28 protein-coding genes and 1 pseudogene are annotated in these 25630 nt (G+C 52.9%); 7 read left to right on the forward strand and 22 right to left on the reverse strand.

Annotated elements, in window-relative coordinates:
- Positions 1-26 precede the first annotated feature (26 nt).
- The 9 genes from kduD to HGBM_RS18625 form a co-directional block, all read right to left on the reverse strand.
- Positions 27-776, reverse strand: a complete 750-nt coding sequence (gene kduD / locus HGBM_RS18585) for a 2-dehydro-3-deoxy-D-gluconate 5-dehydrogenase KduD (protein WP_035287470.1) — start codon at positions 774-776, stop codon at positions 27-29.
- Positions 777-778: 2 nt separating this feature from the next.
- Positions 779-1840, reverse strand: a complete 1062-nt coding sequence (locus HGBM_RS18590; protein WP_019122591.1) for a zinc-dependent alcohol dehydrogenase — start codon at positions 1838-1840, stop codon at positions 779-781.
- A gap of 2 nt (positions 1841-1842) precedes the next feature.
- Positions 1843-2811, reverse strand: a complete 969-nt coding sequence (locus HGBM_RS18595; RefSeq protein ID WP_019122592.1) for a C-terminal binding protein — start codon at positions 2809-2811, stop codon at positions 1843-1845.
- Entirely contained in the window at positions 2812-3537 is a 726-nt protein-coding gene (locus HGBM_RS18600) for an amino acid ABC transporter ATP-binding protein (protein WP_019122593.1), read from the reverse strand.
- Between the two features lie 53 nt (positions 3538-3590).
- The gene (locus HGBM_RS18605; protein WP_019122594.1) at positions 3591-4250 is read right to left on the reverse strand and encodes an amino acid ABC transporter permease; all 660 of its coding nucleotides are present in this window, start codon (positions 4248-4250) and stop codon (positions 3591-3593) included.
- A gap of 17 nt (positions 4251-4267) precedes the next feature.
- Positions 4268-4921, reverse strand: a complete 654-nt coding sequence (locus tag HGBM_RS18610; protein WP_019122595.1) for an amino acid ABC transporter permease — start codon at positions 4919-4921, stop codon at positions 4268-4270.
- Positions 4922-5005: 84 nt separating this feature from the next.
- Positions 5006-5827 (reverse strand): transporter substrate-binding domain-containing protein, encoded by an 822-nt coding sequence (locus HGBM_RS18615; protein WP_019122596.1) that lies wholly within the window; start codon positions 5825-5827, stop codon positions 5006-5008.
- Between the two features lie 21 nt (positions 5828-5848).
- Positions 5849-7006, reverse strand: coding sequence for a pyridoxal phosphate-dependent aminotransferase (locus tag HGBM_RS18620; RefSeq protein WP_019122597.1), 1158 nt, complete (start codon positions 7004-7006; stop codon positions 5849-5851).
- A gap of 368 nt (positions 7007-7374) precedes the next feature.
- Positions 7375-8406: a LacI family DNA-binding transcriptional regulator gene (locus HGBM_RS18625; RefSeq protein ID WP_019122598.1), complete on the reverse strand. Its 1032-nt coding sequence runs from the start codon at positions 8404-8406 to the stop codon at positions 7375-7377.
- A gap of 200 nt (positions 8407-8606) precedes the next feature.
- On the opposite strand from HGBM_RS18625, the gene HGBM_RS18630 reads away from it, so the two are divergent.
- Positions 8607-9251, forward strand: a complete 645-nt coding sequence (locus HGBM_RS18630) for a GntR family transcriptional regulator (RefSeq protein ID WP_019122599.1) — start codon at positions 8607-8609, stop codon at positions 9249-9251.
- A 73-nt stretch (positions 9252-9324) separates the two neighbouring features.
- Here the strand turns inward: HGBM_RS18630 and HGBM_RS18635 are convergent, their stop codons facing one another.
- The 6 genes from HGBM_RS18635 to HGBM_RS18660 all read right to left on the reverse strand — a co-directional run bounded on the left by HGBM_RS18635 (position 9325) and on the right by HGBM_RS18660 (position 14780).
- Positions 9325-9807, reverse strand: coding sequence for a 2,4'-dihydroxyacetophenone dioxygenase family protein (locus HGBM_RS18635; protein WP_019122600.1), 483 nt, complete (start codon positions 9805-9807; stop codon positions 9325-9327).
- 26 nt (positions 9808-9833) lie between these two features.
- Complete coding sequence (locus HGBM_RS18640; protein ID WP_019122601.1) at positions 9834-10610, reverse strand: SDR family NAD(P)-dependent oxidoreductase; 777 nt, start codon at positions 10608-10610, stop codon at positions 9834-9836.
- A gap of 75 nt (positions 10611-10685) precedes the next feature.
- Positions 10686-11057, reverse strand: coding sequence for a spore germination protein (locus tag HGBM_RS18645; protein ID WP_081590241.1), 372 nt, complete (start codon positions 11055-11057; stop codon positions 10686-10688).
- Positions 11058-11146: 89 nt separating this feature from the next.
- Complete coding sequence (locus tag HGBM_RS18650) at positions 11147-12364, reverse strand: MFS transporter (RefSeq protein WP_019122603.1); 1218 nt, start codon at positions 12362-12364, stop codon at positions 11147-11149.
- A gap of 35 nt (positions 12365-12399) precedes the next feature.
- On the reverse strand, positions 12400-13281 hold the full coding sequence (locus tag HGBM_RS18655) for a LysR family transcriptional regulator (RefSeq protein WP_019122604.1): 882 nt from the start codon (positions 13279-13281) through the stop codon (positions 12400-12402).
- A gap of 140 nt (positions 13282-13421) precedes the next feature.
- A complete protein-coding gene (locus tag HGBM_RS18660) occupies positions 13422-14780 on the reverse strand; it encodes a TrkH family potassium uptake protein (RefSeq protein ID WP_019122605.1) in 1359 nt (452 codons plus the stop codon).
- Between the two features lie 200 nt (positions 14781-14980).
- On the opposite strand from HGBM_RS18660, the gene HGBM_RS18665 reads away from it, so the two are divergent.
- The 5 genes from HGBM_RS18665 to HGBM_RS18685 all read left to right on the forward strand — a co-directional run bounded on the left by HGBM_RS18665 (position 14981) and on the right by HGBM_RS18685 (position 20215).
- Positions 14981-15307, forward strand: a complete 327-nt coding sequence (locus HGBM_RS18665; protein WP_019122606.1) for a GerAB/ArcD/ProY family transporter — start codon at positions 14981-14983, stop codon at positions 15305-15307.
- 219 nt (positions 15308-15526) lie between these two features.
- Entirely contained in the window at positions 15527-17350 is a 1824-nt protein-coding gene (locus tag HGBM_RS18670) for an alkaline phosphatase (RefSeq protein WP_019122607.1), read from the forward strand.
- A gap of 20 nt (positions 17351-17370) precedes the next feature.
- Complete coding sequence (locus HGBM_RS31220; protein ID WP_019122608.1) at positions 17371-18264, forward strand: hypothetical protein; 894 nt, start codon at positions 17371-17373, stop codon at positions 18262-18264.
- Entirely contained in the window at positions 18264-19007 is a 744-nt protein-coding gene (locus tag HGBM_RS27945; RefSeq protein WP_019122609.1) for an ABC transporter ATP-binding protein, read from the forward strand. Before HGBM_RS31220 ends, HGBM_RS27945 begins: the two co-directional genes overlap by 1 nt.
- Positions 18950-20215: an ABC transporter permease gene (locus tag HGBM_RS18685; protein WP_147512924.1), complete on the forward strand. Its 1266-nt coding sequence runs from the start codon at positions 18950-18952 to the stop codon at positions 20213-20215. Before HGBM_RS27945 ends, HGBM_RS18685 begins: the two co-directional genes overlap by 58 nt.
- 38 nt (positions 20216-20253) lie before the next feature.
- Here the strand turns inward: HGBM_RS18685 and HGBM_RS18690 are convergent, their stop codons facing one another.
- Both HGBM_RS18690 and HGBM_RS18695 read right to left on the reverse strand, forming a co-directional pair.
- Positions 20254-20895, reverse strand: coding sequence for an SdpI family protein (locus HGBM_RS18690; RefSeq protein ID WP_026074522.1), 642 nt, complete (start codon positions 20893-20895; stop codon positions 20254-20256).
- The gene (locus tag HGBM_RS18695) at positions 20895-21182 is read right to left on the reverse strand and encodes an autorepressor SdpR family transcription factor (protein ID WP_019122612.1); all 288 of its coding nucleotides are present in this window, start codon (positions 21180-21182) and stop codon (positions 20895-20897) included. The genes HGBM_RS18690 and HGBM_RS18695 overlap by 1 nt, the downstream gene beginning before the upstream one ends.
- Before the next feature lie 86 nt (positions 21183-21268).
- Here HGBM_RS18695 and HGBM_RS27950 point away from each other — a divergent pair.
- Positions 21269-21529: pseudogene (locus HGBM_RS27950) on the forward strand (DUF2935 domain-containing protein); the annotation flags it as partial.
- Positions 21530-21572: 43 nt separating this feature from the next.
- Here HGBM_RS27950 and HGBM_RS29770 read toward each other — a convergent pair.
- From HGBM_RS29770 to HGBM_RS18725, 5 genes are all read right to left on the reverse strand, one after another.
- On the reverse strand, positions 21573-21740 hold the full coding sequence (locus tag HGBM_RS29770) for a FeoB-associated Cys-rich membrane protein (protein WP_019122614.1): 168 nt from the start codon (positions 21738-21740) through the stop codon (positions 21573-21575).
- A gap of 27 nt (positions 21741-21767) precedes the next feature.
- Positions 21768-23762, reverse strand: coding sequence for a ferrous iron transport protein B (gene feoB, locus HGBM_RS18710; protein WP_019122615.1), 1995 nt, complete (start codon positions 23760-23762; stop codon positions 21768-21770).
- Between the two features lie 45 nt (positions 23763-23807).
- A complete protein-coding gene (locus HGBM_RS18715) occupies positions 23808-24035 on the reverse strand; it encodes a FeoA family protein (protein ID WP_019122616.1) in 228 nt (75 codons plus the stop codon).
- A gap of 40 nt (positions 24036-24075) precedes the next feature.
- Entirely contained in the window at positions 24076-24654 is a 579-nt protein-coding gene (locus tag HGBM_RS27955) for an RNA-guided endonuclease InsQ/TnpB family protein (protein WP_019122617.1), read from the reverse strand.
- Between the two features lie 144 nt (positions 24655-24798).
- Positions 24799-25584, reverse strand: a complete 786-nt coding sequence (locus HGBM_RS18725; RefSeq protein ID WP_019122618.1) for an IclR family transcriptional regulator — start codon at positions 25582-25584, stop codon at positions 24799-24801.
- Positions 25585-25630: the final 46 nt, after the last annotated feature.

Consider the following 25630-nt stretch of genomic DNA (forward strand, 5'->3'; position numbering starts at 1 on the left):
ACCTCCTTCAACATGTGCTGTAAACTCTATCTGCCCAGCCATCCTCCATCCACCGCAAGCACATGGCCATTTACGTAATCGGAGGCCCGTGAAGCGAGAAAGACGACGCTCCCCTTGAGATCGTCAGGATTGCCCCAGCGTCCTGCCGGAATTCTCTCCAGGATCTGCCGGTTTCGCGATTCATTCTGCCTGAGTGCTTCATTCATCTCCGTATCCATATACCCTGGTGCAATGGCATTAACATTGATCCCAAGGGCAGCCCATTCGTTTGCCAGCGCCTTGGTCAGCTGGGCGACGCCGCCTTTTGCCGCGGCATAGGCGGGGACTGTCACCCCGCCCTGAAACGACAACAGGGAAGCGATGTTGATGATCTTCCCCCGCCCCTGGGCGATCATCCGACGGCCGGCTTGCTGACACAGCAAAAAGACGGTTTTCAGATTGACATCAAGCACATCATCCCAGTCCTCCTCCGGGAATTGCGCGGCAGGGGAGCGGCGTTGAATCCCCCCGTTGTTCACCAGGATATCCACCCGCCCGAATGCGTCATCTACCTGGTCCATCACATGCTTCACCTGATTCATGTCCGCCAAATCACACAAGATTACTTCACAGCGGCGGCCCAACTCTTCGATCATCCGCTTTGTGGTTGGATCGGAAGTGCTTCTCGCGAGCAGGGCAATATCTGCACCCGCCTCTGCCAAAGCCAGCGCCATCGCCTGGCCAAGCCCTCGCGTCGCCCCCGTGACGACGGCCACCTGTCCGTGAAGATCGAACATGCTCAACGCCCATCAGCTCCCGTCTGATTGCTTGTTTCCTCAGCGCCGACTTGAATCAGGACCTTGACCGCATTCCCTCCGGACAGCAAGAGGTCAAAGCCTTTCTGTACGGCTCCCATCGGCAGGACATGGGTAATCAGCTTTTCAAAGTCAAACGGCTTGCTCAAAAGCCGGGCGGCAATCTCAAAATCTTTCGGTGTATACACCCGGACGCCTTTTAGCGTGATCTCCTTGAACATGGCTTGCAGCAAATCAATCGGTGCTGGTTTTTTGTATGCCGCGACAACCACGGCCGTCCCCCGCACCTTCGTCACCTGGGTCAGGATTTCCGAGACGGAAGGGTGGCCGGCGCAATCAAAGGTATGATCAGCGCCGTTTCCTGCTGTCTTCGCCAGAAGCTGCTCCACGATCCCGCCCGCTTCCGGATCAATCGTCTCAAATCCCAATTCTGCCGCCATTTGCAGCCGAAAGCGGTTGGTCTCGGCCACGATCACCCGGCTGGCGCCCAGCAGCTTCAGCGACACGGCCACACACATGCCGATCGGCCCGGCTCCAATAACCAATGCTGTATCGCCGGGGGTGAACGCCGCTTGCCGGACGGCATGGACGCCCACCGCCAGCGGCTCAATCAAAGCGCCCACTTTCAGCGATACGCCCTCGGGCAGTGCGTGGATCGTCTCGACCGGTGCGATCACATACTCAGCCATGGCCCCGTCGCGATCTATTCCCACCAGCTTCAAATCCTTGCAGACATGGCTCATCCCCGTCTGGCAAGGCACGCATTCTCCGCAGAACAACAGCGGCCGTATCGTAACCGGCGTTCCTGCCGCCAGTTCGGGATGGCCTTCTATCAGCGTTCCGGAAAGCTCATGCCCGATGATCAGCGGCCCCAGCGCTCGCGGATGGGCCCCGACGTAGATGTTCAAATCGGTGCCGCAGATACCGGCATAACTCACCTTGACCAGCGCCCACCCTTCAGGAGGAGTCGGCCTTTCTGTCTGTTCTACTCGTATTTGTCCCGCATCGTAATAGACCACACTGCTCATTTTATTCAAAAGGCTCACGCTCATTCCTCCTGCAGCTGATTCACCGGGTAGCGCGGTTCTTGTCCTGACAAGACGCGAACCGCTTCCTCGGCCGCCTTGCGCTTCAATTCATCGAAGGCTTGTTCCGAATACCAGGCGACGTGGGGTGTTATGATACATGTCTCATGCCGCAGCAGCGGGTTTTCCGGCGCGGGCGGCTCCAGCTCCATCACATCAAGCGCCGCTCCGGCAATCCACCCTTCCGTCAGTGCGCGATCCAGGGCACCCTCATGGATAATCGATCCGCGCGCCGTGTTGATGAGATAGGCGGAGGGCTTCATCGCCCGTAATTGGCTCTCGGCAAACAGGTATTTCGTCGCTTCCGTCAAGGGACAGTGGATCGAGATGAAATCGGAGCGCTCCAGAAGCGCTTCAAAACGGACCCGCTCGACAAAAGGCAGCGGGTCCGGCAGATCCTCCCGGTGATCGTAACCGATCACCTTGAAACCCGCCCCGTGGGCCTTCTCGGCAAAAACTCTCCCGATCCGCCCCAGTCCGACCACTCCGACTGTCTGGTCCCTGAGCCGCGGGATGGGACGGGAAATGCTGAACTCCCATTCGCCCCGGCGGACGGCATTGCCGAGCAGCAGCGTCTTTCTCGCCAGCGTGTACAGCAGGGCCAGTGCGTGATCAGATACTTCGTCGACGCCGTAATCCGGCACGTTGCAAATCTGAATCCCATAATCGGTCGCTGCCTGGATATCTACGTTGTTTACACCGACGCCATAGCGGACGATGACCTTGCAGCGCGGCAGTTGGCTCAATACGTTTCGCGTCAAGGGCGCATATTGATTCAACAGCCCGTCGGCATCCCGGCACTCCCGAATCACGTCCGCTTCTGTTTTGCATTGATGCAGAACCATCTGTCCCAAGGCTCTGTCGATGACATCTCGTTCAATCTCAACCGATGGATGGTCGCAATCGGTGATTCCTATTGTGAAGGAGTACATCTAGATCACCTTTCGCAGGAAAGATTGCGTCCGCTCGTTTTTGGGAGCTTGGAATATCTCCTCCGGCTTCCCTTCCTCAATGATGTAGCCTTGATCCATGAAGATCACCCGGTCGGCAACCTCGCGCGCAAACCCCATTTCATGCGTGACGACAACCATCGTCATCCCTTCACGGGCCAAATCCTTCATGACGTTCAATACTTCCCCGACCAGTTCAGGGTCAAGTGCCGAAGTCGGCTCATCGAACAGCATGATCTTGGGATCCATCGCCAAGGCCCGGGCGATCGCCACGCGCTGCATTTGCCCGCCCGAAAGACTGCCCGGATAGGCATTCGCCTTGTCTTTCAAACCGACCTTGTCCAGCAACTCGAGAGCCCTTGTCCTGGCCGCTTCTTTCGGCACGTTTTTCACGATCACCGGCGCCAGCATGACATTCTGGATCGCGGTCTTGTGCGGGAACAGGTTGAACTGTTGAAACACCATGCCCACTTCCGTCCGCACCTTGTTGATATCTGTCTTCCCGTGGGTGAGATCGTAATCGCCAATCAGCACCTGGCCGCTGGTGATCTCCTCCAACAGGTTGAGGCAGCGGAGAAACGTGCTTTTCCCGGACCCCGAGGGACCGATGACGCAAACCACCTCGCCCTCGCGGATCTGACAGTCGATTCCTTTTAAGACCTCCAGCTTGCCGTAGCTTTTATGCAAATTTTTCACTTGAATATTCATCCGGAATCTTCCCTCCCTTTACATGCCTTCATGGCTGCGTGCAGAGCTGTGGCTCACGCATTCGTCTGCAGAAATCTTCTTTCAAAGTAGTAAGCGGCCTTCGACAATCCAAAACAGATGACGAAATAGACGGCAGCCACAACCAGGAAAGAAGCGATCGGGTTAAAGGTGAGATTGCTGACTACTTTTCCCGCCTTCGTCAGATCGATGTATCCAATGATGGAAACCAGGGACGAATCCTTGATTAGCGCGATAAAAAATCCGATGCCAGGCGGAATGATGTATTGGAGCGCCTGCGGAACGATCACGTGCCGGAACTTTTGGAAGTAGCTCATCCCCAATGCGTCAGCAGCTTCAAATTGCCCTTTGGGAACGGATTGGATGCCACCCCTGACGATCTCGCCCATGTAAGCGCCGGCGTAGACGGAGAGGGCCAAGACAGCGGAAAACCCTTTGGAAAAATTGATGCCGATATCGAGCATGGGGAGTGCGAAGTAAACCAGAAAGATGATGACGAGAAGCGGAACACCCCTGACCAGCCTGATGTACAATCCGGAGAGGACATTCGCCAGCTTGTTTTTGGATGTCGCCCCCAGGCCGAGAATCACCCCTATGACTCCGCCAAAGAGCAAGGAAAAGAAACAAAGCTGAATCGTCAGCCACGCCCCCTTCAGGATCGGGATGATATGAATCCAACTGAAATCTTGTATCACCGGTTATCCCCTCCCCTTCACCATTTGAACACTTTCTTAGCCATAGCGTTTGACAGATAGACGAAAATGGACGAGCAGCCGTAGTAGAGCACGGCGGCAATCAGCGTAATTTCCAGCGTACGAGATGTTTGCGTCTCCACATTCATAATCTGGTACGTCAATTCCTCAAGCGAAATAATCGAGGCGACGGAAGAGAACAGGAACAACAAAATAAGCTGATTGGTCAAGGCCGGAAAGGCAGTACGAAATGCGGGGGCCAGTATGACATGCCGAAAAATTTGCGCTTTATTCATCCCGAGCGCGCTTCCCGCCTCATGAAGCCCTTTGGGTACACTGCTTAAACCCGCCCGGAATATCTCGGCCGTATAAGCACCGTTGTTTATCGTGATCCCGATCAAAGCAGACCACAGCGGACTGATGTCGATGCCAAGCTGTCCGAGACCGAAAAAGAGGATGTACAACTGGACGAGCAGCGGAGTATTGCGAATCAGTTCGATGTATGCATTTCCAAGAAAACGCAAAATGACATTCTTGCTCGATTTGCACAGAGCGACAAACAGGCCCAGCACCGTTCCTGCCAGCATGCAGATGACAGTGACGTACAAGCTTACAGCCAAACCGCTCAGCAGCTGGGGGATGTATGGAATAATATCGTGGAATACCAAATTCACGAACCAATCACCTCATTTTCAGGGTGATCAGAACGGGGGAAGGAGATTTCCCCGCGTTCCGATTGATGTCACGCAGCTTGAGGATTAATAGGTCAACAGTTTCGGGGCATCTACGCCAAACCACTTCTTGTACAGCTCGGCACCTTCTCCGGAGTAGTTCAGGTTGCGGATAAACTGGTTCAGGTAATTCAACCATTCCTGGTCGCCCTTTTTCACACCCATCGCAATGTAGGAAGACTTGAATGGCTGTCCCGGCAGCGATTCGAATTCCGGATTCTTCTTAAGGAGGTCGAGGATAATTCCGTCTTCTTCGACGAACACGTCCACTTTTCCGGTTTTCAAGGCCATAAAGGCATCTGAGGTGGCATCGAAACGGACGATCTGCGCCTCAGGGTAGTACTTGGACAGTGCGATGTCCCCTGTCGACCCCTTGGAGACCGACACCTTCTTGCCTTTCAAATCGTCCCAGCTCTTGATCGGTTTGTTCTTGGGATACATCGGGACCAGGCCGGCAGCGGAATACGGGATCGTAAAATCGATCGATTTTGCCCGTTCATTGGTTGGCGTAAACACCGCGATGGCGACGTCTACCTTGTCCGATTCAAGCAGCGGAATCCGGTTCACGCCGTCCGTGGTCACGAATTCTACCTCTGCTCCCAGGGATTCGGCAAGCAAGCGGGCGATATCAGGGTCGTATCCTTCATATTCGCCGTTCGCATTCAATACGCTCCAACCCGGACTGTCGGCATAGGTGGCTACTCTGATTTTTTTCGACTTGATGATCTTGTCCAGATGGCTCTCCGCGTTTTGCGCAGGTGTGGTGCTCGCATCAGAACTGCACCCGGAGATCAGCAGGATCATCGACATGACGAGAACGACAATGGCACTTTTGTTTTTCAGAAACATGTTGAGACTCCCCCTCGTTTTTCATTTTCTTTTATGTTTTCTTGCAAAATCACAGATTCGCCTGACGCCTTCAAATAATTTCGAATCTTCCGTAGCCAGCGAGATGCGGATCATCTGTTTCGCAGTCGACCCGAATGTCGCCCCCGGCGCCACCGCCACCCCTGATTCCTTCAGCAGGGCAAGGGCGGGATTTTCCCCGTTTGTCTCGACATCCGAAAAGTCGATCATCATGTAAAAGGCTCCCTTGGGCTTGAACGCCTTGATGCCGGCTTCTTCCAACAGCTTGTAGGAGTGGTCGCGGCGGGCTTTGTAGACGCCGCACATTTCCCTCACGAAGTCCTGCGGGGAAGAGATTGCTGTCTCGGCCGCCTTCTGGGAGACAGAGGATGCGCAGGAGATCAGCGGCTCCAGCACTTTGGAAATAATCGCCGCAATCCGCTGGGGAGCAACCGCATAGCCTACCCTCCAGCCTGTCATCGCGTAATTCTTGGAGAAGCCAAAGACGCTGATCACTCGCCCCTCCGTATCGTACGAGAGCGGAGAGATGTGCTTCTCTTCAAAGACGATGCCGTCGTAGACTTCGTCGGAAATGACGTACAGGTCATGTCTGGAGGCGAAGGCGAGAAGCTCCTTGATGTTCTCTTCGCGCAGCACGCCGCCAGTCGGATTGCCGGGAGAATTGATGATGATCGCCTTGGTATTCGGCGTGACCGCATGCTCCAGATCAGCCATATCCGGTACAAAGCCGGCATCCGGGCTGAGCTTGTAGCGCTTCGGGATCGATTCCTGGCTGAGGATGATCTGCTCGTAGTTGGGCCATCCCGGATCGGGTATCAGGACCTCCTCTCCGGACTCGACAAGTGACAGCACCGTTGCTGCCAGCGCATTGACCGCTCCGGCCGTCACGACGATCTGGTCCGCTTTGACGCGAAGAGCGTATTGCCGCTCTAGGTGCCCGCTGATCGCCTCGCGCAGCGAGAGCAGCCCCGCATTGGGCGTGTAGTGGGTAAATCCGTCATTCATGGCGGAAAATGCTGCCTCGCGAATGTGGAGCGGGGTGTTCACATTGGGTTCCCCTACCTCCAGGTGGATCACATCCGGCATGTTGGCCGAGTAATCCATGATTTCGCGTATCCCTGAGCGAGGCAGGGCGCTTCTGGTTTCTGACAACGCTTTCATGTTCGCTTGCTCCTCCTTGAAGGCTGGATATTAGATGTAAGTCTGCTTGTTACCGCCGGCCTTCCCTGCTGAGATTCAGTCCTCCCGCTGAAGATTTCCGTAAAAGGACTTGAAAACATTGTAATGTATAAGATAAGATATCTAATATATCAGTTACGGGACAATAAGTCATCCTCAGCAAATATGATGATCTCACTGTCAGAGAAAGCCCGTTTGCCGCGCAATCCATTTAGGAAATCGATTTAGGAAATCGATTTAGCTGTATTATAAATAATGCTGCCGACATATATCAAGAGTTTTTTTAATTAGCCGCTTATTTTTTCTTTCATGCATTTTCTGAATTTGGTTTATTGTTGTACGGCTCATGATCAAGCATCTTGGCGGCCGGTTGATTCTCTAGGGATCAGCTGCATCATCAGCTCGACTGTCCGCGGCAAATACTCCTGCTCCTTTTCAATCTGGGCGATGATCATTTCTGCAGCTTGCCGGCCTATCTCATAGGTTGGCTGGGCTATCACAGTCAGCGTAGGGCGGGCGATCGAAGCCCACTCCGGATCGTCGAAGCCGACCAGCAGCAAATCCTTTGGCACCTGGTAATGCAGCTGGTGAACCGCTTTGAGAGCCATCAGGGAAAGCTTTCCGTTCCCCAGGATCAACCCGATCGTCTCTTGGGAGGATCTGTTCTCCACCAGTTCCTTCACATGTGCCGTGATCAGTTCTTGGGAATAGGCCTCTGCGATGGTCAGCGAGGTTTTGAGCAGAGGGTTTCTCTTCGCAAACTGTTCAAAGGCCATAATCCGTTCGTATCTCGGGCTGATGCCATCCGGAGTGGAGATCATCAGGTGTATTCCTTGACAGCCGCGTTCCAGCAGATGCTCGATGGCCTGCATGATTCCCTGGCTGTTGTTGGTCGTTACCGTGTCAAACGGCATTCCCGGCAGCTTGCGGTCGATCAGCAGGACAGGGACGGATTTCCCGATCCGCATCAGCAGATCGTTGTTTTTTCCGGTGGAATTGATAATCAACCCGTCGATTTGCTTCGATTCCAGCATGATCAGGCAGTCGCGTTCTTTCTCCGGATTCTCGTTTGCATTGCTGATGATGATACTGTAGCCAAGCTGGGTACACACCTCCTCCACTCCCTGGATGACGGAGACCGTGTATGGATTGCCGATATCAGCCACGACAAACCCGATCGTATTGCTGCGATCGTTGCGAAGCCCGCGAGCCAGTTGATTGGGTTTGTAGTCAAGCTGTTCGACAGACTGCTGAATTCGCATTTTCGTTTCCTGACTCATCGCTTCAAAGCGTCCGTTCAAGAAACGGGAAATCGTCGTGGTCGATACACCCGCGTGTTCGGCTACGTCTTTGATTGTGATCTTTGCGAGTCTCTTTTTCATGTGCTGCCTCCTTAGTTAATCGTTATCGTATAACGATTAACTTTTCTTGTAAAACTATCATATTCTTACTTTTTTCCAGAATCAACTTCTTTTTCCCACAAATCAAAACACTCGCATGTTGATCGTTTACTTTACTGTGTAAATCAGGTAATATTACCACGAATAAAACCTGCTCGGCCGAAGCACTAGAGGTGAACTGGATGATTGACAAATCGAACCTGACTGATCGAGTCTACCTGCTCGTCAGAGACAAAATCTTGAATAAAGAATTTAAACCCGGCGAGCGAATCAACTACGACTCGCTCTGCGAAGAATTGGGCATCAGCAAAACCCCCCTGCGAGACGCGATAAACCGCCTGCAGCAGGATGGACTAATCGAGGTTAAGCCCCGTTCCGGGACCTTCGTCTACCAACCGCACGCCAAAAACATTACGGACATCTACGACGTCCGCAAAGCCCTTGAATGTCTCTCTCTCAACTTGGGCTTGGAGCGAATCCCGGAAGAGGTAGTCAATCAGCTCCTTGAAGACGCCAACCAGGCAACCCTGTACCTGCAGCAGAACAACTACAAGGGGTATTTTTCCATCGACAGAAACATCCACTCTACCATCATCAGGTACTCCAACAACGATTACGTCATCAAGATCATGGAAAGCCTGGAATACCAGCTCCAATGGTTTTCTGTCCTGACCAGCAAAAATTTTGACCGTCCCTATCACTCCAACGAGCAGCATAAAGAGATCTTGAAGGCGATTCAAAGAAAGGACCGCGAGAGGGCCATCGAGCTGCTGGCGATCCATATTGAAGAGGCAAAGATCATGATGCTGGAGGACTACGGCGCATAACAGGCGAAATGAAGGGGCTGTCCCCAGCAGTGAAAACCGCTGATGGGACACCCCCTTTTACTTTTGCGTATCTTTAGAAGAACAGGTCTTTTCGCATCTCCAGGTTGTGTTGTTCACAGTATTCCTTGTACCGCTTGATCTTGCTGAAGACATCGTCTTGGCCGATGATTTCATCCTGGTCATTCAGGTATTGGATGCTGCCTTCCAAAATAAACAGCGTCATCATCTCCTCTTCCCCCTCGACGACCAGGGTGTGAATATCGCCCGGCGGCTCGTAGACGAAGGTGCCCGGTTTGGCAACCCATTCGCGTTCGAGATACCTCCACTGGCCCTGCAGGGTATACGCCATTACCTGACCGCCGGTGTGGCGATGACGGTTGACTACTCCTCCCGGTTTCACTTTCAACAGATTGATCCACTGTCCATTCGCCAGGCTGAACCGCACCGGCTTAAACCAGACGCGGTCTCCCTGCGGAACCCATGGGACCTCGTCAATGTGAATCGCCAGATCGTCTACCATGAATAATTTGGTGAATTGATTAATATCGATGCTCATTGCTGCCCCTCCATTTGAATATTGTTTTATTTAACGGATGGAACCGGCGGAAACAGAGCCGGATCTCCCGCTAGAATACCGCCGTCCACCGGCAAATCAACCCCGGTGATGAACTGTGCGTGGTCGCCGAGCAAAAACTGGATAGCCGAGGCGACTTCCCCCGAAAGCCCGAATCGCCCTTGCGGAGTCCGCGACAAGATGCGCTCGCGAAACACCGGATCCCCAACGGCGCCCTGTGACAGATTCGTTTGGATATAGCCGGGACTCACTGCATTTACGCGAATATTGTACTCGGCCCATTCCACCGCGAGGCATTTGGTAACCTGGACAATGCCGCCCTTGGATGCAGCGTAAGCCAGCAGGTTTTTGCTTCCGTAGTGGGCCAGCATGGAGGCGAAGTTGACAATCGCTCCGCCGCCTGATTGGACCATATACGGTTGAACGGCCTGGCACATGAACACGCTGCCGCACAAGTTGATATCGAGCACCTGCCGCAGGTCATCCGCTTGCAGGCGAACGGCCGCCTCGCGCTTGATGATTCCTGCCGCGTTCACCAAGTAATCAATCCGCGAGAAGTGCTCGTGCACCAGAGCGGCCGCCCGTCGCGTTTCCTCTTGTACGGACACATCGGCATAGATAAACTTCAAATCCTTCCCCTGCTGCGTAAACTCTTGCTCCAGCGACTCTCCCTGTTCTATGGCGACGTCAATGACCGCAACAGCCAATCCTTGATCCGCAAGCTCGCGAACGACGGCGTTTCCCAACCCGGAAGCTCCGCCGGTTACAATCGCAACCTTTTTCATGTCTGAAGGCCCCTCCTACGTATAGTGAAATGTAATATCTGATATATTAGATATTAAAAAAGAATCCCTCGTTTGTCAATTTAGAAATGTCTGTTGATTGCAAGCAGCGCCCAGACAGGGAACTATGCTCCGGGATTCCGCCAGGGGAATCAGCAGGTTCTCCGGGATCATTTCGTAGTGGAACGTTGTGATCGATAGGTACAGAGCTGTAAATAAGATCGTCATAACAAAGGCGGCAAAACGCAACAAACGCGTTGCTGTACCCAACTCCCATCTCAGGTAATAGTCATCTGACGAAGAGAAGAATTCAAACAGGGAAGATGGAGCAGAAAATACGGAGGAACTTCCGTCCGTAAACCCGATAATTCTTCCGCCGACCAGTTTGGACACTGCACTGTCGGCATGCTCTGTGGGGATACTGCGGGAGGATCGAAATGGAGTAGCCATCTCGGTTTACTATGCTCTGTTTTGGATTTTGTCAGCAAAAACAGGCGAATCTCCGTTCGCAAAAGATTCGCCTGTCAAGTCAAACCGCTTTACTGTCTTGCCTCTACTACAGGGCGCCTCTGCTGTTTTTCAACGCTTGCGGACAAACGCGCCGACAACAGAAAAGCCAAAACCAGAAAACATACGATCATACCGACTACGCCGCTCCAACCGAAATCAGTCCAAAAAATGCCGCCGACCGTGCCGCCGATACTGGAGCCCGTGTAGTAAAAGAACAGATACAGCGACGCGGCTTGGGCTTTGTCATGGACGGCAAGCTTCCCGACCCAGCTGCTGGCGATGGAATGGCCGCCAAAAAATCCAAAGGTAAACACGGCGATTCCGATAATTTTGACCGGCAGGCTGCCGCTCAAGGTGAAACAAACGCCAATCAGCATGATCAACAGCGTACTTTTCAGCACTTTTGAACGACCGTATTTGTCCGAAAGCAAACCCATCCAGGTCGAACTGAACGTTCCCACGATATAAACCACAAAAATCCAGCCCACGACTGTCTGGCTGAGCGAGTAGGGAGGAGCGGTCAACTGAAAACCAATGTAATTGTACAGCGTGACGAAGCCGGCCATCAGCATGAATCCCAGTCCGTACAAGCACAGAAGCCTGGGCTCTTTCATTTGACTGGCCAATGACTTTACCATTTTGCCGACCTGCAGCGGACGCGGCTTGAAATTGCGCGAGGGCGGCAGCGCAAGCCAAAACAGCAGGCTGGCAACGACCCCCAGTACGCCAAGCCCGAAGATCGCTGTGCGCCAATCAAAAAAATCGGTCAGCATTCCGGTGATCACCCGTCCGCCCATCCCGCCGATCGAATTTCCGCTGATATACAGGCCCATTGCCACCCCCAAGCTCTTCGGTTCGATTTCCTCCCCCAGGTAGGCCATCGCGATCGCCGGCAGTCCGGCCAAAACGATTCCCTGTGCAACGCGAAAGGCCAACAGACTGTAAAAGTTTGTACTGTACGAGCTCCAGAGACAGAGCGCTGATACGGCAACCAGGGAGACGGTCATAATCCCCTTCCGCCCCCAGGCTTCGGAGAGCGAGCCGATGAACAGCATGCTGACCGCCAGCGCGATGGTCGCCAGTGACAGCGACAGACTGGCTGCGGCAGGCGGGATGTGAAACTCTTTGGCGATCTCCGGAAGCAGCGGCTGCGTGCAATACAGTACGGCAAATGTATTAAATCCCCCGGCAAACAAGGCGAAATTGGCCCTGCGAAAGCCGGCTGTCCCTCGTTTTAGATCATTCATGATGTCTAGCTCTCTTTTCCTTATGAAATTTACTTTCAGGCAGTATGGCAGGAACTTTTGACATAATCCAGAAAGACCTTCGTCACCGGAGACATGTATTTCGTCTCTTCCCAGGCTGCCCCGATCGTCCGGCTGCAGGGCGGGTCGGAAACGCGCAGCAGCTTGACCTTTGTCTTGTCCAGTACCTTGACGTCGGGAACCAAGGCGACCCCCAGCCTGGCGGCCACAAGCCCGGCCACAGTGGCAATCTCTTCGCCCTCAAAAGTCACTCTGGGCGAAAATCCGGCCAGCTGACACAATTTGTCCGTGATCGTGCGCATCCCGTAGCCGCCCTTAAAGGCGATAAACGGTTCTTCGGCAACCGCCGAAAGCTCGACCTGATCCCGCTGTGCCAACGGGTGATGGATGGATACGATCAGAAAAAGCTCCTCCGTGAGCAGCGGTTCCCAGCAGATCCCCTCCAATCCTTCCTGAAACGAAGTGAGGGCGAGATCGATTTTCCCTGACCTCAGCTGTTCCAGAATCATCTTTGTCGCCGCTTGATACAGTTGGAAGTTGACGTTGGCGTGCTTCATCCGAAACGAACTGAGCAGTTCCGGAACAAACTGGCTGCCCAGCGAATGCAAAAAGGCCAAAGCGACCGTGCCGTGGTCCGGGTTGATCAAATCCTGGATCTCACGCTTCCCTACTTCAAGCTCCTCGATTGCGCGTTCCACCCGCTGCAGAAATAGCTCTCCGTAGTGGTTGAGCACAACGTTCCGTCCCCGCCGTTCGAACAGGGGCGCCCCCAATTCTGTTTCCAGCTTGGAGATAGACCTGCTCAGTGCCGGCTGCGAAATGGAGAGGAGCTCTGCGGCCTGCGTAAAATGCTGGGTGCGGGCAACTGTTTGGAAATACTGAATTTGATGCAGCTCCATTAACCTTACCTCGCCTTCTATCTTACTTCACTTAAATGATAACTTCTAATTCCATATTTGCATCATAACCATGCATATAGGTTATCAATCATTGATCAAAAAACCCCAATCGAGGATTGGGGTCTTGTCATCTCAGGTCATTACTGCCCGATGATAATGCGCTCTTTCGGGTAGTGATAGCGAATCACCCGCTCGTCCCGCTTCAGCAACAGGAGCAGGTTGATGATGCCAATGCGTCCGATCAGCATCGTAATGATGAGGATCAATTTCCCCGGCGTGCTCAGCGCAGAGGTGATGCCCATCGATGAACCCGTTGTCCCGAAGGCCGAACACACCTCGTACACGATGTGCTGGACAGGCAGTTCTTCAATCCAGAGCAGCATGATAATCGCGGTGAAGACCAGGGTGATGGCGACGAAAAAGACCATGAAGGCGCGTTTGATGTCATCTTCCACCAGTTCTCTGCCGAACACTTTAACACTTTGGTGGCCGCGCATGTAATTCAGCACGGTCGCCAGCAGGACAAAAAACGTCGTGGTGCGGATCCCGCCCCCTACGCTGCTGGGAGAGGCCCCGATAAACATCAGCACCGACAGCATGACCAGCGTCGGGTTGGAAAGCGAACCTATATCCATCGTCGTCAAACCGGCGCTTCGTGACGAAACGGATTGGAACAAGGAGTAGAAAAGCGCTTCGTGCCACGGTTTCCCCTGTAAAAACGCTCCGTGTTCAAAGAGGTAAAAGAACACGGCTCCCGCCATAGCAAGAGAAAAATAGGTAATCGTCGTAATTTTTGTATATAGCGAAAAGTGGAACCGCTGCCTCATGCGGCGATGAGCCAGGTAACTTCTCACCTCGATCAATACGGGAAAGCCGATCGCCCCGCATACGATCAACAGCATGTTGATGATCTGGAAGACGTAATCCCGGGAAAATCCCATCAGAGAGCTGCCGTAGATGTCAAACCCGGCATTGGTAAAGGCGCTGACGGAAGCAAAAAAGCCATGGTAATAAGCGGAATACCAATTGTCGTGGTACCCAGCCCACAAAAAGTAACTCCCCAACAAAATCGTTCCAGCCAACTCGATGAAAATCGCCAAAAGCAGGATGTTGCGCATCAAGTCAACCAGTCCTGCCAGCGTCGGCCGGTTGTGGTCTGTCGCAATCCACTTTCGCTGCTCCAGCCCGATTTTTTGCCGGAACACCAGCCAGAAGAACGTCCCCAGTGTCATGATTCCGATCCCGCCGATCTGCAGGAGCAGGGAGATCAGCAGAATTCCCGCGTGATTAAATACCTCGTGAATCGTAACCACGGTAAGGCCTGTGACGCTGACGGCGCTCGATGCGGTAAACAGTGCGTCAATAAAAGATATCGTAACGCCCGGCCGGTGAAATACGGGCATCCACAACAGCACTGTGGCGATCAGAACGGTGATGATATAAAAGAGCACAATGATTTGAACCGAGCTTAGCCGACGTCTTTTGGAAGAAAAAGCCAAAAAATCTGCCTCCTGAAACAAGATACGTATCTCGAGCGATAGGAAAAGTGTAATACATCACCGCCAATTTCTCAAACCATATCCGTCAAAAAGTTATCCGTTCCCATTGTTAATCGTTGGAATAAAGAGTTATATTTTGGATTCCCTTGGGAATAAATGTTCATATAATTTCCGCCTGCTGACTGAGGGAGGCGTACTAAATGAATCATAAACCAGGTGCCCTTGGCATACTGCCCACTTTTTCTGTCATCGTCTTGGCGACAGGATTGATGAACCATGTGATCGTCATTCCTCCACTGCTTCAGGAAGCCAAACGGGATGCCTGGCTGAGTATAGCATTGACGCTTCTGCCCTACCTGTTGTGGGTCTCTCTGCTGCATACCATCATGAAGCGTACCGGCCAACAGCCTATTATCCCGTGGCTGAAGCAACACTACGGATCAGCAGTTGCCGGAGGTTTTCGGGCGTTTTTTTCGATCTATCTTTTCATAGGGAATGGAAAATCAGGAAGAAACAGGTCTGGCTAAAATTTACACCTGATTCCCTCGGCAGCGTTACCGTTGACGTGAAACTGACCAATGCCGGCAAGTATCGATTGCAGCAGTAGGTCCCTGGAGATGTTTCCAAGGACCTTTTTTGGTTTCTCAACAAAACCAACATCATTCTTTAACCTCTTCCTCGACGAGAATTAACAATCCATTCCTACAATTGAGGTGCCATTATTCGAATGGAGGTGCTGTTTAAAAATGAGAAAAAAAGCGCTCAAAGCTGTTACCTGTCTCGCCTTCGCCTGCTGTCTGCTGGCTGACAGCGCAGGGCCCTTGGCAGGCAATCCTGCTGCGGTATACGCTGCGGAGCAAACCGGAAAAGCGTCTGTTTACATCGCTCCGATCGACCGGGCAAAAATGCTGGCCGGCAGCAAGTTTGACTTTCGCGTGGAATTGAACAATCTATCGGCCCCGCCAAGCTCTGTCAGCATTCAGGTGAACGGCCAGGATGCCGAAACATTTTTTGGAAAACCGTTTGAAAAAACGCAAACGGACAAGAGTCAGGCGTTTACCATCCGCGACGTGACGATCAGCAAAGCCGGTACATATGAGGTGAGCGTGAAGGCTGACGGCCTGTCCAAATCGGTCAAGTACGAGGTGGTTGTAGCTGACAACAGCGGCAAAAAGGCGAAAAACGTCATCCTCTTCATCGGTGACGGCATGGCATTGCCGGACATTACCATCGCCAGAATCATGTCCAAAGGAATGACAGAGGGAAAATACAACGGTCTTTTGGAGATGGACCAATTCGAACAGCGGGCAGTGGTGACCACTTCCGGGATGGACTCTTTGGTTACCGACTCTGCCAATAGCGCCAGCGCCTACAATACGGGCCACAAGTCGGCTGTCAACGCGTTGGGCGTTTACCCGGACAATACGGAAGATTCCCTTGACGATCCCAAGGTAGAGACTTTGGCTGAAATGCTGAAACGCTCCAAAGGCATGTCTGTCGGCATTGTCACCACTTCTGAAATCGAAGATGCCACTCCCGCCGCAGTGGCTGCCCATACCCGCCGCCGTTCGGATAAAGCGGAAATCGCTGAGATGTTGTACAACCTGCAGCCTGAAGTGGTTATGGGCGGCGGATCGGCTTACTTCCTCCCGCAATCGACGCCTGGTTCCAAGCGAAAAGACGATAAGGACCTCTTCAACATGTTCCAGCAAAAAGGGTACACCATCGTTGAGAACGCGACACAATTGCAGGCAGTCAAAAAACCTGATAAGCTGCTGGGACTGTTCCACACCGGCGACATGAGCGTTTACTACGACCGGTCTACGCATAATCAAGCAGAACTGAAGTCATTTACCGATCAACCCAATTTATGGGATATGACGCAAAAAGCCATCGATGTCCTGAGCCAAAACAAGAACGGCTTCTTCTTGATGGTAGAAGGCGCCAGTATTGACAAGCAGCTCCATCCGCTGGATTGGGAGCGTGCGGCTTACGACACCATCGAAATGGACAAAGCAGTCGGCGTTGCCAAACGCTTTGCCGAGAAAAACGGCGATACCCTGGTCATCGTGACGGCAGACCATTCCCACTCGGTCAGCATTTCCGGCACGTACTGGGAAGGTGACGGAAAATCAGGCAGGGAAGCTGTACGCACCTATGAAGCTGCCAAGTTCCCCACCTATGTCGACAGCAACGGCGACGGCTTCCCGGACAATCCCGATGTCGACCGCAAGCTGGCTGTGGTCTTCGGTTCGCATCCCGACTACTACGAAGACTACAAGTTCGACCCGGTGCCGACCTCGCCGACCGTCAAAAACAAGGATGGCGTGTACGTGGCCAACCCCGCCAAATTGGCGAATCCCGATGATCCAAACCGCGACCGCTTCCTTAGGCCCGGTACGATCAGCCCGACGGCTGAAAGCCAAGGGGTGCACACGGCCGATGATGTGCCGTTGATGGCGTACGGCCCGGGCTCCGGCTACTTTAAAGGCACGATGGACAACACAGACGTGTTCTTCGGCATGGTTCATGCACTCGGACTAAAATTGCCGGAACCCAAACAAAAATGAGCAATGCCGGAGGTGCACGCATGCTGTCGGAAAAAAAGCGCATAACCGCTCTGCTTGCCAGTCTCCTCCCCCTCGCGCTGTTCATTTCCGGTTGTAATCACCCCGCTCCCCGCACCAGTGGGAGCGAGGGTGATTTGACCGTTCAATCGATATCAGAGGCGCCTGCTGTGTCCACCCCCACAACAGACGCTGAGGAAGACGCCAAGCCAAGTCAGACCCAGACCCCGGACAGCGGGACGGCCGAGGAACCGCAAGACTTTACGGCAGCAGTCCAACCAGCTGACGGGAAGAGCGAGGGACAGCAAAACACTCCGGAAAAAGCCGGACCAGCCCCCGGGAAGACGCCGGGTCAGCAAAACACCCCGGCAGCGGTCGAAGCACCCCCCGCGAAGGCCAATAGTCAGCCGAACACCCCGGCAACAGCCGTACCAAGCGTCGGGAAGACCATAGCTCAGCCCGCACCCAAGCGGCAACCAACCGATACCGCCGAGAAATCAGCCGCCAGCCCAACAGAATCATCCGCTCCCAAGGAAACCGAGACAGTCACCCGCCTAACCTTTCAGGATCTCTACTCTGACGTAACGGTAAGGGGAGTAAAAATCTCGGATAAAGTGAATCGGCTGTCTGGACAAAAGGTGGAGATGATCGGGTACATGGCTCCTCCGTTGACCGCACAAGTCCGTTTTTTTGTTTTAACGAAAGTGGCCTTGACCATCTGTCCTTTTTGTTCGACGGATGCCGACTGGCCGACGGATATTGTCGTTGTGTTTATGCCGGAAGGCAAGGAGATTACTCCAACGGAACACCAGGTGAAAGTGACCGGAACACTAAGTGTCGGCTCCCAGACGGATGAAGAGACAGGCTTTGTCAGCTTGATCCGCATTATGGCCGATCAGGTAGAGGTGCTGAAATAATGCTGGAGATTGCAAACCTGACGAAGTCGTACCGGCTTCCCGGCAGAGAACTGATCCATGTTTTGAACATCGCCCGCTTTCACATGGATGTTCAAGAGCGTGTGGCCTTGGTTGGCCCAAGCGGTTCGGGCAAGAGCACACTGCTGAACATCATCGCGGGAATTCTCCGTCCCACAAGCGGGCAGATTCGCCTGCTCGACCAGCAGCTCGAGATGCTGCCCGAGGCAAAGCTGGATCGGTTTCGCGCCCGGCACATCGGCTATGTCTTTCAGAGCTTTCATCTGCTGCCGGGATATACGGTCGTGGAAAATGTCCTGGCGGCGATGCGATTTGGCAAAACCATTCCCCCCAATGAGCAAAAACAGCGTGCCGTTGAGCTCCTGTCGCAAGTGGGACTGGAGCAAAGGCTGCATCACAAACCCGGACAGCTCAGCACCGGGGAACAGCAGCGGGTGTCGATTGCTCGCGCGCTGGCCAACCGCCCGGCCCTCGTTCTGGCCGATGAACCGACAGCCAGTCTTGATCGCGACAATGCTGCCCAGGTCTTTGCTTTGCTGATGGAGACGTGCCGATCGAATGACGCTGCACTGCTGCTCTGCACTCACGATCTGGAACTGGCAGGCAGATTGGATCGAATCATTCATATCCGCGATCTGTCCATAGCGGAACCGAGGGGGCGGTTAACTTGTCACTCTTGCATATGGCCTGGCGCAACCTGGTCAACCGAAGCATTCAAACCCTGATCACGATCGGCGTCGTTACCATCGGAGTCTCTTTGACGCTTGGCATCATGCTGCTTTCCGGCGGAGTGAAGCAAGGGATCATCAAAGCCAGCGAGCCCTTCGGCATGATCGTCGGTTCCAAAGGCAGCGCGAACCAATTGGTGTTCAACACCATTTTCCTGATGGATAACCCGCTGGCAAACATACCGCTGGACTATTACCATACGCTTGAGACAGACCCTCGCGTCGCCCAAGCGATCCCTTTTGCCTTGGGCGACAATTACCAAGGGTATCGGATTGTCGGCACCAGCCCGCAATTCTTTGAGCTGAAGGGAAGGCCGATTGATCCGCCGTACTTTCAACTGGAGGCCGGCAGGATATTCAATAAGCCGTATGAGGCTGTCATCGGGGCAAAGGCAGCCAAGGAGACCGGGTTGAAAATCGGCGACCGCTTTATCTCTGGTCACGGCGTAGCCCGGTCAATAGAACCAGAGGGAGAACACAAGGATCATCCATACACGGTGGTAGGAATCCTGCGCAGCGTATCTGCTCCAGCGGATCAAGGTATTTATGTGAGTATGGATAGTTACTGGATCAGCCACGAACACCATGAGCATGATGAGGGTGACCATCATGAACCCGTACAGAATGCCGTTGATAGCGATGAGCATGGCGACCACGAGGCTTTAGGTGTTACGGCTGCATTGATTAAACCGGCAAGCTACATGGACCTGATGAAGCTGTACCAGGAAATCAATCAGGGAAAAGAGGCACAAGCTGTCTTTCCCGGACAGGTGATTGCCAAAATATTTGACATGATGGGCAGCGGAGAAGAGATCCTGCAGTATATCAGCTGGGTTGTACTCGGCATGGCAGGGTTGACGATCATTCTCGCCCTGTACGGATCGACCGTTGAGAGGCGGCGCACCGTTTCCATCTTGCGAGCGATCGGGGCAAACAGAAACGCTGTTTTCACTATTATCTTCCTGGAATCCGTTCTTGTCGTATTCCTCGGGTGTGCCGGCGGGGTGCTTCTCGGATACGTCCTGTCCTGGATGTTGGCCCAGTACATCGGTTCCCAGGTTTCCATCACGGTAAGCATCACATACAGCTGGAAACTGCTGACTCTGATCGGAGGCGTCGGCCTCCTGGGAATCCTGGCTGGCATCGTGCCTGCAATCAGCGCGTACCGCACAGACGCAGCCCGCCACCTGAACGCAAATATATAAAAGAACACCGCTCGCTCAAGGGGCGGTGTTCTTTTGCGCTACATTTTGCCGATCTCTTTTTTGTACAGCCAGTAGGAGTATGCCAGCGGCAGCCCTGCAGTGATGATCACAACCGTTAAAGTGACGGCCGGCTTCCAATCGGTCGGCAAAAAGGCAGCCAGGATGATCAGCAATCCGCCAAGAAAGAACACTTTGCCGGCAAGGCGGTGCGTTTTCTTCCAGACCGTCTCACTGCAGAGCGTCCAGGGCGTTCGGATGCCAATAAAGTAATTCGTTCTGACCTGCTGCATGAAGTTACCGACGATAATAAAAATCGCGCCCAAGACGTAGTTTCCCAAGGTTCCGATCGGAATGTCATACCCTAAACCGGCGAGGACGGTGAGGATATTCACGATCGCCATTAATGCCAACACAGAATTGACAATGATCCCGTAGCCCTTGGTGAAGTACTTGTAGTTGGCCTTTTGGGGATCGATCCGGGGAACAACGACAAACAATCCGTAGATCAGAACCATCATTCCAACCATGGAGAGCATGGCCCCTGCCTTGGACTCATAGCGGTCGACTTCCCCGTTAAAGTTCCAGTGTACAGGCAGCTCTGCCGGAAGTTTTGGCAATGCGATCACCCAGATCAAGATGGTAATGCCAATCAGTAATAGCGGGAACACATGCTTCTTCATCATTTTTCTCCCTCATCTCCTCTGCTGTCCGTCTTCTGCGTAAAGTGGAAAGCCCAACTGATCAAATCTTGAAAGACTGTCGTATTGAGTGAGTAAACAACAAATTGGCCCTTCTTTTCATCCTGAACCAATTGGGCATTCTTTAAAATCTTGAGATGCTGGGAAATGCTCGGCTTCGTCATATCGAAGTGCTCTGAAATCTCCCCTGCAGTTAAGTCACGCGCTTTTAACAAATCGAGAATTTTCCTTCTTGTAGGATCAGACAAAGCTTTAAATGTCTCGTTCAAATTCCTCTCCTCACATTCTTGATTTAGATATTTAGTTATTTAACTAAATATTAAACATAAATCGTCCGAAAATCAAGTGTTTTCGTGGATACCTGCGAACACACCTGACGAACTTTCCCGCCCTGGGCCGGTTCAACCACCAGGCGGAACTGGAAATCCACATGTTTCAGGCATTCTTATGCGAACTGGAGGAACTGCGGCTGACCGATGAACTGCTTGGCACCTTGTCACCGCTTATGGCTGACCACATGTCCCGGGAAGAGTGCTATTACTTGATGAAGCTCTCAGAGGTTACAGACGTAAAGGCCCCCAACTGTTATCCGACGAAACCGCGTGTGGAAACGTGAAAAAAGGGAGCAATCGCTGCTCCCCTTTGCATCTTTGCATGACTCACTCTTCTTTTAACGGAGGCATTTTCGTTTTTTGGATGGAGCAGTTTCCGTCTGACCCGCAGCCGCTGCAGCCGCTGGCACAGCTTCCCGCTTTTGTCCGCTTCACAAAGGAGACCAACTGCCACAAGGCAAACCCAAGCACAGCGGCGATAACGACATAGATCATTTCCTTCCCCTCCGCTTCCGCATGATTTTACAGGATGAACCGAGTTATTTGGTAGACGAGGAACGCGATGACCCAGGCCGCGAGAAAACTGTACAAAATAGAGAGCAGCGTCCATTTCCAGGACCCGGTTTCCCGCTTCATGACCACCACGGTAGAGACACAAGGCGTGTAGAGCAAAACAAAGAACAAAAATGACAGGGCTGCGGCCGGCGAGAAAGCGCCTTGCAGCACGGTTCCGAGCGAACTGGCGGAATCCCCCGCACCGTAAACGATGCCCATGGTTGACACCACGACCTCTTTGGCCAGGAAACCGGTGATCAGCGAAACGCCAGCCTGCCATGTCCCGAACCCCAACGGGGCAAACATCGGTGCCACTATACCGCCGATCCAGGCCAGCAAGCTCTCATCCATCGGTACAAGACCCGTCCAGGAAAAGCTTCCGAGGAACCAAAGCAATACGGACATGCCGAATATGATCGTACCTGCTTTTCGCACAAACCCCTTCGCCTTATCCCAGGTATGCAGGAGCAGGCTTTTGAGCATCGGAGCCCGATAGGGAGGAAGCTCCATCAGGAACATCCCTTCGTCTGCTTTTACAAACCGCTTTAGTACAAGCGCTGTCAACACAGCCATCAAAATCCCGGTCAGATACAGCAAAAACACGATCTCTGCCCGATGGCTCACAAAGAAGGCAGATACGAACAGCGAGTAGACCGACAGCCGTGCCGAACAGGACATAAACGGCGATATCAGCGCCGTCACCAATCGGCCTCTTTGATCCTCCAACGTCCGGGCAGCCATAATCGCAGGCACATTGCAGCCGAATCCCAGGATCAGCGGAATGAATGCTTTCCCGTTAAGGCCGATCGCCCGCATGAACCGGTCCATCAGAATCGCCGCCCGGGCCATATACCCGGAGTCCTCCAGAAAGGACAAGCAGAGAAAGAGAATCCCGATCTGCGGCACAAACACTAAAACCGACCCGACACCTGCAAGGATGCCGTCCGTGGCCAGCTTGCTAAACCACTCCGGGCTGTCGAGCCCTGTGAGCATGGATTGCAGCCCCTCGGCAACCGGTCCGCTGAAAAAGGCATCCAGTTGGTCGGAGAGCGCTGTCCCCACCCAACTGAACGTTATCTGGAAGATCAAATACATAAACGCAAGGAAAATCGGGATGCCCAAAAAGCGGTGCAGAATCAGGCTGTCAATCCGATCGCTCCAGGTCTGCCCGACGGTCTTCTTCTGCACAGTGACCTCTTTGAGCAGCGCCTCAATCCAGGCGTAGCGGGCATTGCGTATCTCTTGATCAACCGCTGCGCCAGATGCTTCACGAACGCTCTCCAGCTGCTGCAGCAGCCCTGGTTCCACTTGCGAGCGGATGAGCTGTCCAACCGTATCATTGCGCTCCAGCCACATCGTCGCCAGCCAGCGCACATCCGGGGTCAGCTTCAGATTGCTCCTGCCGAGTATTGCCGACAATTCCGCTATCGCCGATTCCACCCGCTCAGGGTAGGGAATGTGCAAGGCGCTGCGTACCGGTCCTTCCGCAGCAAGACGCTGCAAGAGCAGCTGCTGCCCGGTTCCTTTGCGGGCGATCATCGGTATGACGGGCACACCCAGCTTTTGCTCCAGCAGCCGTACATCAATGTGCAATCCCCGTGAGCCAGCCACATCCATCATGTTGAGGGCCACCATGCTCGGCAGCCCCATCTCAAGCAATTGCACCGAGAAATAGAGATTTCGCTCCAGGTTGGAGGCATCGACAATATTCAAAATCGAATCCGGGGTCTCTTGAAGCAAAAAGGATATCGCCAGCTTCTCCTCAAGGGATTGCGCTGACAGACTGTACACTCCGGGCAGATCAATCAGCATGCTGCCGGCCAGCCCTTTAATCCATCCCTCTTTCTTCTCAACGGTGACGCCGGGCCAGTTGCCTACATACTGCCTGGTCCCCGTCAAGACATTAAAGAGCGAAGTCTTGCCCGCATTCGGATTTCCTACCAGGGCAATTGTCTGTTTCATCCGACCAACTTCTTCCTCATGGGCTCTGACATGTTGTTTTCTGTTCTAGTTCGTCGCTTCAATTTCGATGCAGCTCGCTTCTGACATGCGGAAACTTACCTGGTACCCGCGGACTTGTACGACAATCGGATCGCCCAGCGGTGCCTTCCGTACCACTTGCACCTCTGTTCCCGGCATCAGCCCGAGATCCATCATCCGCTTAGAGAAAGAATCTGCCAGCGACATCGCCTTGATTTTCGCTTTTTTTCCGATACTGCAATCGCTTAACAGCATATTGAAACACCCCGAATGATAATCATTATCAGATATGCTATCATGATAATTGATATGAATTATTTTTGTCTAGATGGAAAATGTGGGTCAGGCAGAAAATAAAAAACCCGAAGATCTCTCTCCGGGCCGCGAAGGTGTTTAACCCGACGTCAATGCCAACCATCCTTTCGATGGAGGAAGTAATCATTTCTGTTTCTTCCCCTTTTACGGTGATATTGACCACCCACTGGTCTGCATATCGCTTGACGCTGAGTTGAGTCACATGGCATCCGTCAAATTCCCGATGGATCTTCATCCTGACAAAACCAATCTTCGGCAGATACACGTATCCCTTCTTCTCAAACGTCTTTTTCACCGCACCCGGTTGCGGGTAGGTAAAGGAAGCATATCGGTCTTTGGATTTGTAACGGGGATACCCGGCTTCCTTGCGAAAAAAGCGCTGATAAGCATCATCGAGGCGTTGCAGGCAATCTTGCAACACCTGTGAATGGACTTCCTTGTATTCGGGGAACTCCCGTTTGAGTACAGGAAGCTCCTTTTGCTGCATCGAGTAGAAGATCGATGTGTCAAATTGCTTGTAAGCCAGTTCCCGCTGTGAGTCTATCTGATATGTGATCATGGATGACTTTTCGGCGATATTTGATGACCAGAACGACTTGTATTAATAGAAGAGGAATACTGAATAGTTGTTATTATCCAGTTTCATTACCATCACTTTCTTTCCTATGTCTACTACTGAAATATTCCACCATTCATCCCCCACCTAAGAGGTGGGAGACTTCTGGCGAAGCAGGTTAAAGTCAAACTTTTGCAGGTACTCCTGGATGCTTCTCGCGCTGTTTTGCAGCATGGCCAATGCCTCCGGCATTTTCTCCGCTGTCATGCGGTAGCTCGGCCCTGCGATCGACAGCGAAGCGACAACCTTGCCTTTTTTGTCAAACAGCGGAACGCTGAGGCCAAACGTATCCTCGAAGTACTCTCCTTCCGAAAAGCACCAGCCTTTGTTCTTGATGTCGGCCAGGTCGGCCAGCAGTGTTTGCGGATCGACGATGGTTTTTCCCGTAAAGGACTCAAGGCCGCTTTGAATGACAGCCTGCTGCTTTTCAGCCGGGAGGAAGGCCATGAGCACTTTGCTGGAAGCGCCTACATATAAAGGCGCTCTTGTACCGGGCGTCAGCAGGTACTTGACTTTCTGGGGACTCTCCACGATTTCCACGTCAACCGCTTCAATGCCGTCCAACAGGGTAAAGATAGCGGTCTCTCCGGTTTCTTCACACAGCGTTTGCATGACTGGGTGTACAAAATCGGACATGTGGAGCCGGTCCTGAACCAGCAAGCCGTACTCCCAAAACTTGATGCCCAGCTCGTACTTTTTTGTCTCCTGGTTTTGCACCAGGAAGCCGTATTTTACGTACGTAGTTAAAATTCTATGAATGATGGAATGGCTTACTGCCACTTCTTTGGCGAGTTCACGTACACCCCATGCCGGTGTCTCTTTTGTGAAGTATTTGAGGATTTCCAATGCGTTTTCCAGTGTTTTCAGTGTCATCTCTTCACGTTTTCCCTCGCTTCACTAGATTCAGCCTTGATTATAG

The sequence above is a fragment of the Brevibacillus massiliensis genome (assembly GCF_000311785.1).
In the GTDB taxonomy this organism is placed as follows: Bacteria; Bacillota; Bacilli; order Brevibacillales; family Brevibacillaceae; genus Brevibacillus_C; species Brevibacillus_C massiliensis.